Annotated in this window: 15 protein-coding genes; 11 read left to right on the plus strand and 4 right to left on the minus strand. The window is 67.2% G+C overall.

The features are described from left to right. Positions 1-60 precede the first annotated feature (60 nt). Entirely contained in the window at positions 61-1,320 is a 1,260-nt protein-coding gene (locus tag BM125_RS20810; protein WP_281243946.1) for a collagen-like domain-containing protein, read from the minus strand. Next, positions 1,321-2,100: a hypothetical protein gene (locus tag BM125_RS11200; RefSeq protein ID WP_139224964.1), complete on the minus strand. Its 780-nt coding sequence runs from the start codon at positions 2,098-2,100 to the stop codon at positions 1,321-1,323. 378 nt (positions 2,101-2,478) lie between these two features. Between BM125_RS11200 and arfB the strand changes: the two genes are divergently transcribed. From arfB to BM125_RS11215, 3 genes are all read left to right on the plus strand, one after another. Then, a complete protein-coding gene (gene arfB, locus BM125_RS11205) occupies positions 2,479-2,904 on the plus strand; it encodes an alternative ribosome rescue aminoacyl-tRNA hydrolase ArfB (protein WP_092407975.1) in 426 nt (141 codons plus the stop codon). Between the two features lie 35 nt (positions 2,905-2,939). Further along, on the plus strand, positions 2,940-3,497 hold the full coding sequence (locus BM125_RS11210) for a 1-acyl-sn-glycerol-3-phosphate acyltransferase (protein ID WP_092408091.1): 558 nt from the start codon (positions 2,940-2,942) through the stop codon (positions 3,495-3,497). A gap of 68 nt (positions 3,498-3,565) precedes the next feature. Further along, complete coding sequence (locus BM125_RS11215) at positions 3,566-4,129, plus strand: NADPH-dependent FMN reductase (RefSeq protein WP_175498038.1); 564 nt, start codon at positions 3,566-3,568, stop codon at positions 4,127-4,129. A 25-nt stretch (positions 4,130-4,154) separates the two neighbouring features. Here the strand turns inward: BM125_RS11215 and BM125_RS11220 are convergent, their stop codons facing one another. After that, on the minus strand, positions 4,155-5,618 hold the full coding sequence (locus tag BM125_RS11220) for a sensor domain-containing diguanylate cyclase (RefSeq protein WP_092407977.1): 1,464 nt from the start codon (positions 5,616-5,618) through the stop codon (positions 4,155-4,157). A 207-nt stretch (positions 5,619-5,825) separates the two neighbouring features. On the opposite strand from BM125_RS11220, the gene BM125_RS11225 reads away from it, so the two are divergent. From BM125_RS11225 to BM125_RS11235, 3 genes are all read left to right on the plus strand, one after another. Next, a complete protein-coding gene (locus tag BM125_RS11225) occupies positions 5,826-6,692 on the plus strand; it encodes a pirin family protein (protein WP_092407979.1) in 867 nt (288 codons plus the stop codon). Positions 6,693-6,832: 140 nt separating this feature from the next. After that, the gene (locus BM125_RS11230; protein WP_092407981.1) at positions 6,833-7,420 is read left to right on the plus strand and encodes a TMEM175 family protein; all 588 of its coding nucleotides are present in this window, start codon (positions 6,833-6,835) and stop codon (positions 7,418-7,420) included. A gap of 111 nt (positions 7,421-7,531) precedes the next feature. After that, positions 7,532-8,365, plus strand: coding sequence for a DODA-type extradiol aromatic ring-opening family dioxygenase (locus tag BM125_RS11235; protein ID WP_092407983.1), 834 nt, complete (start codon positions 7,532-7,534; stop codon positions 8,363-8,365). Here BM125_RS11235 and BM125_RS11240 read toward each other — a convergent pair. Further along, positions 8,362-9,924: a M20/M25/M40 family metallo-hydrolase gene (locus BM125_RS11240; RefSeq protein ID WP_092407985.1), complete on the minus strand. Its 1,563-nt coding sequence runs from the start codon at positions 9,922-9,924 to the stop codon at positions 8,362-8,364. The genes BM125_RS11235 and BM125_RS11240 overlap by 4 nt on opposite strands. A gap of 189 nt (positions 9,925-10,113) precedes the next feature. Between BM125_RS11240 and BM125_RS20240 the strand changes: the two genes are divergently transcribed. The 5 genes from BM125_RS20240 to BM125_RS11260 all read left to right on the plus strand — a co-directional run bounded on the left by BM125_RS20240 (position 10,114) and on the right by BM125_RS11260 (position 14,713). Next, positions 10,114-10,266 (plus strand): hypothetical protein, encoded by a 153-nt coding sequence (locus BM125_RS20240; protein ID WP_175498039.1) that lies wholly within the window; start codon positions 10,114-10,116, stop codon positions 10,264-10,266. 55 nt (positions 10,267-10,321) lie between these two features. Continuing rightward, positions 10,322-11,482, plus strand: coding sequence for an AraC family transcriptional regulator (locus BM125_RS11245; RefSeq protein ID WP_175498040.1), 1,161 nt, complete (start codon positions 10,322-10,324; stop codon positions 11,480-11,482). 167 nt (positions 11,483-11,649) lie between these two features. Continuing rightward, complete coding sequence (locus BM125_RS11250) at positions 11,650-12,555, plus strand: CPBP family intramembrane glutamic endopeptidase (RefSeq protein WP_175498041.1); 906 nt, start codon at positions 11,650-11,652, stop codon at positions 12,553-12,555. A gap of 94 nt (positions 12,556-12,649) precedes the next feature. Next, the gene (gene iadA / locus BM125_RS11255; RefSeq protein ID WP_092407991.1) at positions 12,650-13,870 is read left to right on the plus strand and encodes a beta-aspartyl-peptidase; all 1,221 of its coding nucleotides are present in this window, start codon (positions 12,650-12,652) and stop codon (positions 13,868-13,870) included. Further along, positions 13,871-14,713 carry a cyanophycinase gene (locus BM125_RS11260; RefSeq protein ID WP_092407993.1) on the plus strand — a complete coding sequence of 281 codons (843 nt, stop codon included), beginning with the start codon at positions 13,871-13,873 and terminating at the stop codon, positions 14,711-14,713. Positions 14,714-14,718: the final 5 nt, after the last annotated feature.

The raw sequence follows: 14,718 nt of genomic DNA on the forward strand, positions 1-14,718 counted from the left end.
GATCCCGCTCGCCCCGGCGCATCCCGCCGAACCGGGAGCGCCGGTCGCCGACGCCGGACGTTACGGAAACTGCAGCGGCACGGCGATGCGCGTGGCGCCGGGTGCCGGCAGTCCCATCGACGTCTGCGGCGTGACCGTCAGCGGAAACATTTGCGCGGTGGAACCCTGCACGACGCAGGTGCCGTTCGAGTCGATCGACCCGACCGTGATGCCGAGACTGGCCTGGCTCACAGGGAAGACCTGGCCATTGGACGTCGAACCACTCAGTACGTAGGTTTGGTTCAGCAGCGCCGAGTAGACCAGGAGTTTGGCGTACTTGGGTGAGCCGGCGATGTTCGCTCCGGCGTAGGGCGCGCCCGAGCAGGTCGTATTGGCAAAATAGATGTTGGCGCCGGTGCCGAGACTGCCGTCAAGATTGATCGTGACGTAGTAGCCGTTCGAGGTGATCACGGTCACATCGGGATCAGAACTGGCGTTCATGTCGATGATCGATCCGAGCGTGACATTGTTGCCGTCACGCACGACCAGCCCGGTTCCACTCGCGCCCGTAGCGCCCGTGGCTCCGGTGGGTCCGACAGGACCCACAGCGCCTGCCGGGCCGGTCGGACCCGGTACGCTGCTGGCCGCACCGGTCGGGCCGGTCGGACCCGTCGCACCGGTGGCTCCGGTGGCGCCGGCCGGGCCCGGCACCGTGCTGGCAGCGCCGGTCGCCCCGGTCGGACCGGCGGCACCAGTGGCTCCGGTCGGGCCTGGGACCGTGCTCGGCGCGCCCGTGGCCCCGGTTGGACCGACAGCGCCGGTGACGCCGGTCGGACCAAGGGCGCCCGTGATGCCGGTGGCGCCCTGGGCACCCGTTGCTCCGGTAGCTCCCGTGGCACCGATCGGACCGGTCGCGCCGGTCGGACCCGGCACCGTACTCGCGGCGCCGGTGGCGCCGGTCGCACCCGTGGCTCCGGTCGCGCCGGTCGGTCCCGGCACGATGCTCGCCGCACCCGTCGCGCCGGTCGCACCGGTGGGTCCTATCGGGCCGGCGGGTCCGGTCGGACCGGTCGCGCCGAGCAGCGAGGGACAACTGCCGAGCTGGCCGGACACCGTATCGAAACAGACCGGCGCATCTTCCTGGACAGTGCTCGGTAATCCGCTGATCGTGACCGTGCCGTCATCGGCGACGATGAAGCGCGCGGTCGCGCCGGTGCTGTCGCGGATCACGACATTGCCACCTGCCGGTGGCGCGATCTCCACGTCTGCCGCCTGCGAAGAACCGGAAAGGGCCACGAGGATCGCTGCGGAGAGCGGACAGAGCATCGACGAAAATTTCATTCACAGACTCCGCTGGCGGGGTAGAGGTGCAAGACGCGCACGCAAGGCAAGCATGGCGAGGGAAAGGACCAGAAGTGCGAGGGACCACGGCGACGATGACGGCAGGTCCCTGATTTCACCGAGCAGTACGTTGCCGAACCAGCCCGCATCGTTGCCGCTGCCGCCTTCGTTGCTCTGGTCGGGCGCAAGCGGCTGGCCGATTGCATGGACATCGGAGACACCGACATGGGCAATGTTCTGGGTGCCGCCCGGCAGCAGGTTGATCGACGCAACCTGTCCCCCGACGGTGCTGCGGAATTGCAGCGGTGAAGCCTGGGTGCCCAGGATCTCGAGCTGGCCGACGATCGACTGCACGCTGCCGACGGGGAAGCGGAAGTTCTTGCCGGTGGTGCTGGTGAAACCGAGATTGAAGAAGGCGTTGTCGCCGCTTACCGTCGCGCTGGTCGGGCCGGCGCCGTCGACGAAATCGACGCGCCCGGTGCCGGCCAGATAGGCACCGGCCGGCACCCAGTCGCCAGCCAGGGCGATCTGACCGCTGCCGTTGTCGAGGGTGCCACCGGGTTCGATATCGACGTTGCGCAACCCCAGCAGCGTGCCGGCCTGAATCCACACCTCGCCGGAAATGACCGCATCGGTGCCACCCGCGTCGAGAGTGCCCGAACCCATTTGCAGGCGTGCGCCTGCCGGAATCTGCAGGTCGGCCCGACTCAAAGCCGGCAGGGCCGAAACGAAGGCGACGAAACCCAGCCGCACGAGCGCGCGGCAAGCAACTGGATGCATGTGATATTCCCCTGTTGCCTGAACTCTACAACAGCGTCCGAACCGTCAGCAAGGGTGCCAGGCACCATGCAGAATCCCAAAATGCAATTTGTCTCTTGCCACGGCGCGTTCGGCCCGGGTCCCGGCGGCGCGCACCGCGCCTCGGGACACCATGGCATCTTCGCGTGCCGCCCGTCTGTCGCGCCCATCCTTCGATTCGCGGGCATCGGATCGCGTCAGGTGCCAGGTCATCGACCCCGGCCCACATCTTCATTGCCGATGCAATCGCGTATCCGGCCGTAGCCGGTCAGCGGCCAGCCAGCCCACCGCGGAGCAAGCCTGCGCCGGGCTCGGCTGGCGAACGATCCGGAACGTGCGCCAGCCCGCTAGAATGGCCGCATGCTCGAGATCGACAGCCAGCTGCAGATACCGGACGACGAACTGGTCGAGCGCTTCGTGCGCTCCTCGGGCCCGGGCGGGCAGAACGTCAACAAGGTCGCCAGCGCGGTCGAGTTGCGTTTCGACGTGGCGAAATCGCCGTCGCTGCCCGAGGCCCTGCGCGAGCGGCTGCTGGCGCGCCGCGACCGCCGCCTGACCGACGACGGCGTGCTGGTCATCCAGGCCAACCGGTTCCGCGACCAGGCCAAGAATCGCGAGGACGCACGGGTGCGCCTGGCCGAGGTCATCCGCGCTGCGCAGTTCGTGCCGAAGAAGCGCGTGGCGACACGCCCGACCCGGGCTTCCAAGGAGCGTCGTATCACCGCCAAGAAGAAACGCGCCTCGATAAAGTCGGGGCGCGGCTCGCAGAACTGGAGCGGTGATTGAACACGCCAGCCCTGCCGCGGCAGTTGCCGCCCTCGATGCCGCAACTGCGCTCGCATGTCGGCCGCCGCCTGGCACGCTGGTTCGTCACCCGCTGTGGCTGGAAATTGCGCGGCGACTTTCCCGACGTGGCGCGCCTGGTCCTGATCGCCGCGCCACATTCTTCGTGGTGGGATGGCTTCTGGGGCCTGCTGATCAAGATCGCGATCGGCGCCGATGTCTCGTTCATGGCCAAGCGCGAACTGTTCGTCGGGCCGCTCGGCTGGGTGCTGCGCAAGCTCGGTGGCATTCCGGTCGAGCGCAGCGCCACCCACGGCGTGGTCGAACAGATGGCCGAGCGCCTGCGCGTGGCCGAGCGCCTGTGGATCGGGGTCGCACCCGAGGGTACGCGCAAGCCGGTCAAGCAGTGGCGCACCGGCTTCTGGCATATCGCGCGCGCCGCCGATGTGCCGATCCTGCCGGTCTACTTCCACTACCCGGAACGCACGATCGGGGTCGGTCCGCTGTTTAACACCAGCGACGACATGCGGGCCGACCTGGCGCGACTGCGCGATTTCTACGCCCCGTGGAAGGGCAGGAACCGCGGCACGAACTGACGACACGCCGGACGATCCCGACTTGCTCCGGCACAATCGATGCACCCCGTCCACACGGAGACTCAGCCATGGCGATCAGGATCCTCGGAATTTCCGGCAGCCTGCGCAAGCAGTCCTTCAACACCGCCTTGCTCAAGGCAGCCCGGTCGGTGATTCCTGCCGACTGCACGTTCGACATTGCCACCTTGCATGGGATCCCGCTCTACGACGGCGATCTCGAACAGCAGGAAGGGATTCCGCCCGCGGTCGCCGCGCTCAAGGACCGGGTGCTCGGTTGCGACGGCCTGCTGCTGGCGACGCCCGAATACAACAACTCGATTCCCGGCGTGTTCAAGAACGCAATCGACTGGTTGTCTCGTCCGGCCGCCGAAATCCCCGCGGTATTCGGCAACCGTCCGGTGGCCCTGATCGGCGCCTCACCAGGCGGCTTCGGCACGATCCTCTCGCAGAATGCCTGGCTGCCGGTATTTCGCACGCTCGGTGTGCGTTTCTGGACAGGCGGTCGGCTGCTGGCGTCGCGGGCCGGCGGCCTGTTCGACGCCGATGGCAATCTGGTGGACGAGCGGATGCGCGATCAGCTGCAGACCTTCGTGCGCGGCTTTGCCGAATACTGCACCGGATCGGCGCACTGAGCTTCGTTGCGCCGCCGGCACCGTCTCAGCAATCGGGCGCGGCGTCGCGGCGTTCCTGGACGCGTGTCTCGCTGCGAACCTGGTAGAGGTGCCGGTCGGCGCGTTCGAGCGTGCGCTCCAGCGACTCGTCCCCGATCCGCTCGGCAAATCCGATCGAAAGATCGCAGGGGGCTTGGGTCCTCGCCTCGTGGCGCAGTCGCTCGGCCACCGTCGCCGTCGCCACATCGCCATCGACGAGCAGCAGCAGGAATTCATCGCCGCCCATGCGGATCACCGAATCGCCCGCTCGCGCATGCCGGTTGAGGAACCGCCCGATCGCGATCAGCATCTCGTCGCCGACCCGATGGCCGCGGGTATCGTTGATGCGCTTGAAGTTGTCGAGGTCGACGACGATGCAGCCCCAGCGCTGCGATGGTTCGAATCTCTCGATCGCCAGTTCGAGATGGCGACGGTTGAAACAGCCGGTCAGCGGATCGCGGACACTCAGCTCGCGCAGCTGGCGTTCCAGCTTGCGCCGCTCGGTCATGTCGGTCGCATTGCCGAGGATATACGGGGTGCCGGCCGCATCCCGACAGAAGTGATTGTTGTACTCCCAGAAACGCAGGCTGCCATCGCGTGCGATCACCTGCATCGGCCCCATGTCGCCCCCGTTCGCCGCGACGCGTTCGAGGTACTCGGCAAACCGGGCCCGGGTCGGCTCCGGCATCAGTTCGCGGATGTTGCGACCGACCAGGTCCTCCACGGTGTAGCCGAGCGACTGGGCCACGGCCGGATTCGCAGTCAATACGGTGCCGTCCAGCGAATGCGTGCAGATCAGGCCACGACTGAAATCGAAGACCTCGCGGAGCTTGCGTTCATTGGCGGCCAGCTCGGCCTGGGCCCGGCCCAGGTTCATCCTGTGCCGAAGCATCGCGCGGCGCACCAGCAGACCGATGAAGGCCGTGCCGACGCTGATCAGCATGGGCACGCGAAAGATCGACGTTCGCACCCAGTCCGGATCCGGCCGGATCGGGAACATCGCGGAATCTGGATTGATGACCCCGACCATGCCGAGCTGAAGAACGACCATGACGAACAGCACGATCGCCGCGCGACGCGAGAGCACCAGGGCGCCGATCAGTACCAGGGTCGGAAGGGCGATGCTGACCCCGACCGTGCGGCCGCCCGAAGCGAGGTTGAGGATGGCCGATACCACGAACAGCACGGTCATGAAGCGCACGCCCGCCCGCACCACTTCGGCGCTGCGGACCAGATCGAACAGGATCGCGAGGAGCGCGGCCAGGCCGATCAGGCAAACGATGCCGACCAACTTCGTGCCCCAGAGCAGTTCGGTCACGCAGAGCAGCCCAATGATCGGAATCTGCATCGCACCGACGCCGAGCACGACCTCGGCCCGGAAGCGCAGATCGGGATCGGCACCCCCCAGGCGCGCCAGCATCTGACCGATGCGGCTCGGCCCGGACTTCGCTTGTTCCGCCTTTTCCTGCACGTCTCGAATCCCCCTGGCGCGACTCTAGCCCCTGCGCTGCGGCTCTGCCAGCACAGGCGGGCGGCTGAAGCCGGCACCACATTCCGCACGATCGTTCCGCGGGCGGAACAGATTGTTTTCCCGGGACGGTCTTCCAGCGTCGAGTGCGCGCCCCCACCTCGTCGCCATCGCGACGGCCGCTGGAACGTCGATCATGAGGAGTTTCGGATGAAGACCATACTCGGCGTCCAGGACGCCCCCGCACCGCACTGGGTCGGCGACGGCTTTCCTGTGCGCTCGATGTTTTCCTATCACAACCATGCTGCGCAGCTCAGTCCGTTCCTGCTGCTCGACCATGCCGGACCGATGCGCTTCGAGCCGGCCAGCCGTCCGCGCGGGGTCGGCCAGCACCCGCATCGCGGTTTCGAGACGGTGACGATCGTCTACCAGGGCGAAGTCGAGCACAAGGATTCGACCGGCGCCGGCGGCAAGATCGGTCCGGGCGACGTGCAGTGGATGACCGCGGCCTCGGGCATCCTGCACGAGGAATTCCATTCGCACGATTTCACGCGCAACGGCGGCGTGCTCGAAATGGTCCAGCTCTGGGTCAACCTGCCGGCGGCCGAGAAGATGTCGCCACCGCGCTACCAGACCCTGCTCGATGCCACGATCCCGGTCGTCGAATTGCCCGGCGCTGCCGGCACGCTGCGCGTGATCGCGGGCGAGTATGCCGGCCATCGTGGCCCGGCGCAGAGCTTCACGCCGATCGATGTCTGGGACATCCGCCTGGCCGCGGGCAAGGCCGGTACGTTCAGCCTGCCGGCCGGCCGCACCCTGGCCCTGGTCGTGCTGCACGGCACGGTCATGGTCAACGCCGAGAGGATTGCCCGCGAGGCGCAGATGGTCGTGTTCGGTCGCGACGGCGAAACCTTCGCCATCGAGGCCAACACCGATGCGACCGTGCTGCTGCTGAGCGGCGAACCGATCGACGAACCGGTGGTTGGCTACGGTCCATTCGTGATGAACACGAAGGCGGAAATCGAGCAGGCCGTGGCCGACTTCAACAACGGGCGCTTCGGTCGGATTGCGCGCTGAATCAGCCATTGCAGGCCGCAAGGACGCGGCCCGGCGCTCGCCGCCGCAATGCAGCGTGTCGCAGCTCCCCGAATCGACCCGTCTGCGTTATCGTCCACCGTGACTTGCCATACGGCAAGGCAGACGGCGGGGACTCGGTGATGGGCAAGAACCGGATGGAAGCATTCAGCGATGGCGTGCTCGCCATCATCATCACGATCATGGTGCTGGAGATGAAGGTGCCGCACGGCGAGGGCCTCATCGCGCTGACGCCGTTGATACCGGTGTTCTTCAGCTACGTGATGAGCTTCGTTTACATCGGCATCTACTGGAACAACCATCACCATCTCCTGCATGCCACGAAGCAGGTTCGCGGCGGCACGCTCTGGGCCAACCTGCATCTGCTGTTCTGGCTCTCGCTGTTTCCGTTCGTCACCGGCTGGATGGGCGAGAATCACTTCGCGGCGATGCCGACCGCGCTCTACGGGGTGGTCCTGCTGATGGCCTCGATCGCCTACTGGGCGCTGGCGCGGCGCATCATCGCCGCGGAAGGCGAAACCTCGCTGGTGGCGCGTGCCATCGGCAGGGACAGGAAGGGACTCGTATCGACCGCGCTATATGCGATCGCGATTCCACTGGCCTTCGTCCAGCACTGGATCTCGCTGGCCATTTACGTGCTGGTCGCTCTGACCTGGCTGATCCCGGACCGACGCATCGAACGGGTCATGGCCGGACACGAAGCGACCTGACCGGCCCGGACACGGTTTCCCCGGCGTGAACGATCCGTTTCGTCCAGAGCCTCTGGCGAGGGGCCGATCGGGCCGCATGTAAGAGATATCGATCCGACACTGGCCAATCCGATGCCCGCGAATATGCTGCCCACCGTCTTCCTGCCGCATGGCGCCGGCCCCTGCTTTTTCATGGACTGGTCGCCGCCCGATAGCTGGAATCGCATGGCCGACTGGCTGCGCGGCCTGGTGGGACAGGTCGGCGTCGCGCCGAAAGCCATCGTCGTCGTCTCGGCACACTGGGAGGCGTCCGACTTCACGGTCAACACGCAAGCCGCGCCCGGACTGCTGTTCGATTATTCCGGATTCCCCGAGCACACCTACCGGCTGAGCTGGCCTGCGCCGGGCTCGCCGGCGCTCGCTCGACGCATTCGCAGCTTGCTCGCTGCATCCGGATTCGAAAGCGCAGCGGATGATCGTCGCGGCCTCGACCATGGTGTGTTCATTCCAATGAAACTGGCGTTTCCGCACGCCGATATCCCGGTCGTCCAGCTGTCGCTGCGCCGCGGGCTCGACCCGGCCGAACACCTCGCCATGGGTCGCGCCCTGGCCCCGCTGCGCGAGGAGGGTGTGCTGATCATCGGCAGCGGCATGAGCTATCACAACATGCAGCGCTTCCGTCGCGACAACGCGCAGGTCGATGCCGATTCCGAACGCTTCGATGCGTGGCTGGCCGAAACGATCGCCTCGCCGGGTGACGAACGCGAGCAGCGCCTGGTGCACTGGGCGGAGGCACCGGGCGCCCGCGAATCGCATCCACGCGAGGAACACCTGCTGCCGCTGCACGTGGTCGCCGGCGCCGCCGCTGGAGACTCGGGCCTCAAGGTGTTCGAGGATCGCGTACTCGGCAGCGTGCAGTCGGCTTATGTATTCGGCGCGTCCGAGGGCGGAGGCGACGCGATCTAGTCACCGGCGGCCGCCGCGGACGGCAGCCGCATCACCGCGGCCAGCGTGGCGATGCCGTCCCAGAGGTGGCCGACGCGCAGGTTTTCGTTCTCGGCATGCTGGTTGTTGTCGGGATTGGCCAGCGGGATGACCAGGGTCGGCGCGCCAGTGACCTCGGTGATCAGGTACAGCGGCAGGCTGCCGCCCATTGTCGGCGTCAGCACCAGCGAATCGCCGGCAACCGTGCGCATCGCCGCGGCGACATCGCGCGCGATCGGCAAGTCCATCGGTGTGCGCGAGGCCGGATAGCCGCCGCTTTCCAGGGTGACCGTCGCGATCTTCGCGTGGCTCGTGCGTTCGCCGTCGGTCGGCGCGCGATCGAGGACCAGATAGCCTTGCTTCTCGATGTGCGCACGCAGGTGCCCGAACTGGCCTTCGACCGTATTGCCCTTGACCAGGCGCAGGTCGAGCGTCGCTCGCGCCTCGGTCGGAATGACGTTGCGCGCCTGCGCGCCGACGTCGGCGACGCGGATGCCGTTGATGTTGAGCGAAGGCTGGTTGATCGCCTCGGCCAGCGAGGTGCCGGGCATTTCGGCCGTGACCTGGCCGAGGTCGCGGAGCAGGCCGGCGTCATCCTCGGGCGCGGCCGCAATCGCGGCCTTCTCGGCGGCGCCAAGCGGAACAACGTCGTCGTACCAGCCAGCAACCGCGACGCGTCCTTCGTCGGTCTTCATTGACGCCAGCAGGCGCGCGAGCTTGAGCGCCGGATTGACGATGAAGTTGCCGTAGTGGCCGCTGTGCAGCGGGCGCTTCGGTCCGTACACGGTCAGTTCGACGTTGGCATCGCCGCGCACGCCGAAGACGAGCTGGCGGCGGCCGCTCAGGTGCACAGGCCCGTCGCAGATCAGCCAGGCATCGGCGCGCAGACTGGCGCGATTCAGGCGCATCAATTCACCGATGTGCGGCGATCCCTGCTCCTCCTCGCCGTCGAAGAAGAAGCGCAGATTCGCTGTCGGCAGCAGGCCGTTGGCCTTCAGCGCATCGGTCGCGGCGAGGATCGCGAACACGCCGGCCTTGTCGTCCGAAGCTGAGCGCGCATACAGACGCCAGTCCGGATCGATCGGCTTCGAGGCATCGCGCTCGACGATTTCAGGCGCGACATCGAGGCGACCGCGACGCCAGACCGGTTTCCATGGATCGCTGGACCACTCGGCAGGATCGACCGCCTGGCCGTCATAGTGGGCATAGATGACCAGGGTCCGCGTCGCGCCGGGCACCGACCATTCGCCATACACCGCTGGCGGCGCGCTGCGATCGGCGTTTTCGAGCAGGCGCGGATGGAGCCCACGCTTGTCCATCATCCTGACCAGGACCTCCGCATTGCGCCGGATCGCAGCCTTGTCGGTGGCCACATCGGGCATGCCGAGGAAGGCCTCGAACTCGTCGAGCAGCGAATGCTGGTGCGCCGCGGTCCAGGCCGCGATCACCGCCGGCTCGCCGGTTTGCGCATGCACCGGAAACGCGCTCATCGAGGCGATCGTCGATACCCATGCGCCGAGCAGCCAGGTCATTCGCGACATCGTGCAGTCCTCTCGGAAGGGAACTGCACTTTACCCCCGAACGCACCCGGCTTGTGCCGACAGCGGCGTTCGCTAACCCGATGGCACAAACGGACATCCGATCGTTCCGAACAAAGCACGAGTTTTCATTGCAATGATCTGCAACGAGTCCGGGAGGCAAGGGAGGTGCAACCCTCTCCCGGCGAGCCCGTGGCACTGAATCGCGCGCAACGCAACGACCGTGCGCAAGGCCCTGCCGTGGTCGACCTGCGCATCGCGCTCGGCGAGACCGTGCTGCCGGCGCATGACCTGCTCGAGCGCCCGCCGTACACCAGGACTTTCCGGTCTCCCGACACGTGCTGACGAGGCAAGTCTGCCCGCTCATAATAGCGGCTGCCCGCAGGATCGCAGTCCGGCCATGCGCCTTTCACTGATCACGGCAAGTCTGATACTGGCCATCTTCACCTTCGTGGTGGTCGCCGGCTTCAGCCTGTTCAGCGCCGGGCCGCGCAAGTCCAGTGCGCGACTGCTGGCCGGGTTCCTGCTCGCCGTGGCCGCATCGCTGGGCAACTTCCTCTATGTCACGAGTGGCTGGGCCGCGCAGGAACCGCGCTATGCCTTTCTCGGCAACACGCTCGGCCTGGCCGCTGCTCCGCTGCTCTACCTGTATGCCTGCTCGCTGGCCGTCGACGGATTCCGGCTGCGTCTGGCGTCGGCACTGCATTTCGCCCCGGTGCTCGGTGTGCTCGGTGTCGTCCTGGCTTCCTATACCGGGCAGTCGACGCCGGTTCAGCGGGCCATCCTGCACGATGCAAGCTATTCGAGCGCGCTGAACTCGCCGCTGTTGCAAGCCGCGATCTTTTTCTACGTATTCGTCTATCTGTTGCTGAGCGTGCGGGTCCTGCTCCGGCACCGGGCGCTGTACAAGCAGCAGCAGGCGACCACGGGTCTGGCCGAATTGACCTGGCTGCGCGTTTCGCTGGCGGGGACACTGCTGCTCGCCGTGGTCGAAGTGCTGCATCAACTCCTGGTCGGCCGCTGGCCGCTGGCCTGGCTGGACACCGGATTCGTCCTCGTCCAGGCGACCGCCTCATTCCTGTTCGGGTTCTACTTCCTGGTCCAGGCGCTGCGCCAGTCTGCGCAGGCGCCTGCGCCGGTCAACCTGCTGAACGCCAGCGAAGACAAGTACGGACCGCATCGCCTGTCCCACGCCGAACTGCTCGACAACGCAACCCGCATCGAAGCGTTCCTCGCGCACAGTGGCGCCCACCTGCAAGGCACGATCTCGATCGCCGACCTCGCGGACCGCTTGCCGATCACGGCCCGCGACATTTCGCAGACACTGAACCGGCACTTCGGCTTGTCGTTTTTCGACTTCATCAACCAGCACCGCTGCGAGCATGCCCGGCGCCTGCTGGCCGAACAGCCGGCGATGACGGTCACCGAGGTCCAGACGCGCAGTGGGTTCTCGTCGAAATCGTCGTTCTATACGGCGTTCCGGAAATGCGCCGGGATGACTCCGCTCGCCTACCGACAGAGCCTCGCGGCATCGACACAGCGGACCGGTCCGGTTTCCTGAAGGTACCGTCGGGCGTGCCGCGACGCCGCCCGATCAGGCCGTAGAGGTGTTGTCGATCAACAACTTGGCGGATGCGTGCGCAGGTCTGCAGTTCGATTACGCGTCGCCGGACGACTGCCGACCGGGCCAGCGGCACCCTGCCATCTCCGCAACGGGAGATGACAACCATGTACGCGATCAAAGACGGCATCGTCCGCATCGATTCCACCCAAGGCAGGCAGCGCATCGGCCTCGGCGGATTCCTCGTCCTGACCTTCGCCCTGTCCTGGCTCGGCGCCGCACCGATGGTACTGGCCAGCTGGCTTGACGCCGATTCGCCAGTTGCATGGCAGACCCTGCTGCATGCGCTGACGCCGCTGCAGCCACTGATGTTCTTCGGCGCGTTGATCTCGACGCTGCTCGCGACCGGACTCAATCACGGCCGCCGGGGCCTGCGCGAACTGCTTGGCGGCCTGGTCCGCTGGCGCGTCGGCATGGGCTGGTACCTCGGCGTGCTCGCGCTGCCGGGCCTGATCTGCATCGCTGCCGCCTATGGCGGCCCCGTGGTCGACGGCAGCCTGCCTGCGTTCTCGCTGCAGGGATCGGCCTTGCTCGCGGTGGCCCAGATCTTCGGCGTCTATCTGCTGCTCAATTCCGAGGAGCTGGCCTGGCGCGGCTACGCCCTTCCGCAACTGCAGGCCCGCCTGCGGCCGCTGCAGGCCAACCTGTCGCTGGCGCTGATCTGGGGCGCCTTCCACAGCCCGTATTTCATGATGAAAGGCGGCCATCCCGGCGGCTATGGGGTACTGACCTTCGCCCTGATGATCCTGGCCATCGGCCTGGTCATGGGCATGGCTTTCAATGCCACCCGCGGCAGCATCCTGGTCTGCCATCTGCTGCATCAGTCGCTCAACGCCTGGGGTGAAGGCCTGCGCCTTTTCCCGACCATGAACCACGGCTCGCCGTGGCCGTTCCGGCTCATGGTCGGCGGCATCGCCTGCGCCGGCATCGCTGCGGCGATCTGGCTCTGGCGCCGCCACGGTGGACGCCCCGTTGCGGCCGACGGGCTTGCCGGCGCCCCCGCATCGACCTGAGTCGTTTCCGGCACCGCAAAGCGCTGCGCCGCGGGCCTGCCCAGGCGCTCGCGCAAGCCCGCAACGGACCGGGGCGACCTGCTAGAGTTCGTCCATGTCCGTTGCCGAAAACCCCGCCCTGACCCTGCTGCGCAATGCCGCGGTGTTTGCGCCGCAGCCGCTGGGGCGCCGTCACGTGCTGGTCGGCGGCGGCCGAATTCTGGCCCTGTTCGCGGCCGACGAGGCCATGCCCGGCGGTCTCGCGCTCGAGGTCGTCGAGCTCGACGGCGCGCGTCTGCTGCCGGGTTTCATCGACGGGCATGTGCACGTGACCGGCGGCGGCGGCGAAGGCGGTTTCGCCACGCGCATTTCTCCGTTGCCACTGAGTCGCTACACCCGGAGCGGCGTGACCTCGGTGATCGGCCTGCTCGGCACCGACGACTGCGCGCGCAGCACGCGCGAGCTGGTCGCCTCGCTGTACGCCCTGCGCGAACAGGGCCTCGGCGCCTGGGGCTACTGCGGTGGCTATCATCTGCCGCCCACGACGTTGACCGGCAGCGTGCGTGGCGACATCGCCTTCGTCGATCCGCTGATCGGCGTCGGCGAACTGGCGATCAGCGACCACCGCAGCAGCCAGCCGACCCTCGACGAACTGCTGCGCATCGCCGCCGAGGCGCATGTCGGTGGCCTCATGAGCGGCAAGGCCGGCATCGTCCACCTGCATCTCGGCGACGGCGCGCGCGGCCTCGACCTGGTGCGCCGCGCGCTGTCGGAGAGCGAACTGCCGGCGCGCGTATTCAATCCGACCCATGTCAATCGGCGCCGCGCCCTGTTCGAGGAGGCGCTGTTGCTCGCCCGCCATGGTTGCCATATCGACATCACGGCCTTTCCGGTCGAGGACGGCGAGGATGCCTGGAGCGCCGCCGACGCCCTGCAGCGCTATCTCGATGCCGGTGCGCCGGCCGAGCGCGTGACAGTCAGTTCGGATGCCGGCGGTTGCCTGCCGTGTTTCGATGCCGAGGGCCAGCTCAGTCACATGGAGGTCGGCGCGCCTGGCGCGCTGGCCGCCACCTTGCAGGAGCTGCTCGAAGGCGGCCTGCCACTCGAGCGCGTGCTGCCCGCCTTCACGAGCAATGTGGCCAGCCTGCTGCGGCTGGCGCGCAAGGGACGCATCGAGGCCGGCGCCGATGCCGATCTCGTCGTGCTCGATGAGCGGTCCGGTATTCGCGACGTCATGCTCGGCGGACTCTGGCACCGCCGCAGCGATCAGACCGTGCGACGCGGACCTTTCGAACCGCTACCATCCGCAACCCAATCCCCAGATGGTTTGCGCTAGATGTGTCCCAGCAAGGTTTCCGACGGTGACGAACGCGGCTGGATCATCCCGATCGGCGGTGCCGAGGAAAAGCAGAACGACCGCCGCATCCTGAGCCGATTCGTCGAGCTTTGCGGCGGCGAGGATGCCGACATCGTCGTCTTTCCGACCGCAAGCCGCCTGCTCGATACCGGCGCGCGCTACGAGGAGATCTTCCGCGATCTCGGCGCGGCCGCAGTGGAATCGATCGATTTCGACACGCGACGCGATTGCGAGGAAAAGGGCCGCCTCGAACGCATCGGGCGTGCGACCGGCCTGTTCTTCACCGGCGGCAACCAGCTGCGCATCACCACCCTGATCGGCGGCACCCCGGTGGCCAAGCTGATCCGCCAGCGCAACGCGCAGGGCGTGCATGTGGCCGGCACCAGCGCCGGTGCGGCCATCCTCAGCGAGCACATGATCGCGTTCGGCGAGGAAGGCGGGTCGCCCCGCGCCGGCAGCGTGCGCCTGGCGCCCGGGCTCGGCCTGACCAACCGCTTCATCATCGACCAGCACTTCCGCCAGCGCGATCGCCTCGGCCGCCTGGCCACGGCGCTGGCCTTCAATCCATTCGCGATCGGCATCGGCCTCGACGAGGACACCGCCGCCTTCATCGGCCCGGACAACACGCTTGAGGTCGAGGGCAGTGGTTCGGTCACCGTGATCGATGCCGCCGACCTGCAGTTCTCGTCGATGGATCGCGCCGACGAGGGCGACGCGGTCTGTCTGCTCGGTCTCGGCGTCCACATGCTCGTCCACGGCGCGACCTTCAACCTGCACACGCGGCGTGCCGGGGCCGGAACGCTGATCTCTCCCAAGGAGTAATTCGA

The organism is Dokdonella immobilis (genome assembly GCF_900115085.1).
Taxonomy (GTDB): domain Bacteria; phylum Pseudomonadota; class Gammaproteobacteria; order Xanthomonadales; family Rhodanobacteraceae; genus Dokdonella; species Dokdonella immobilis.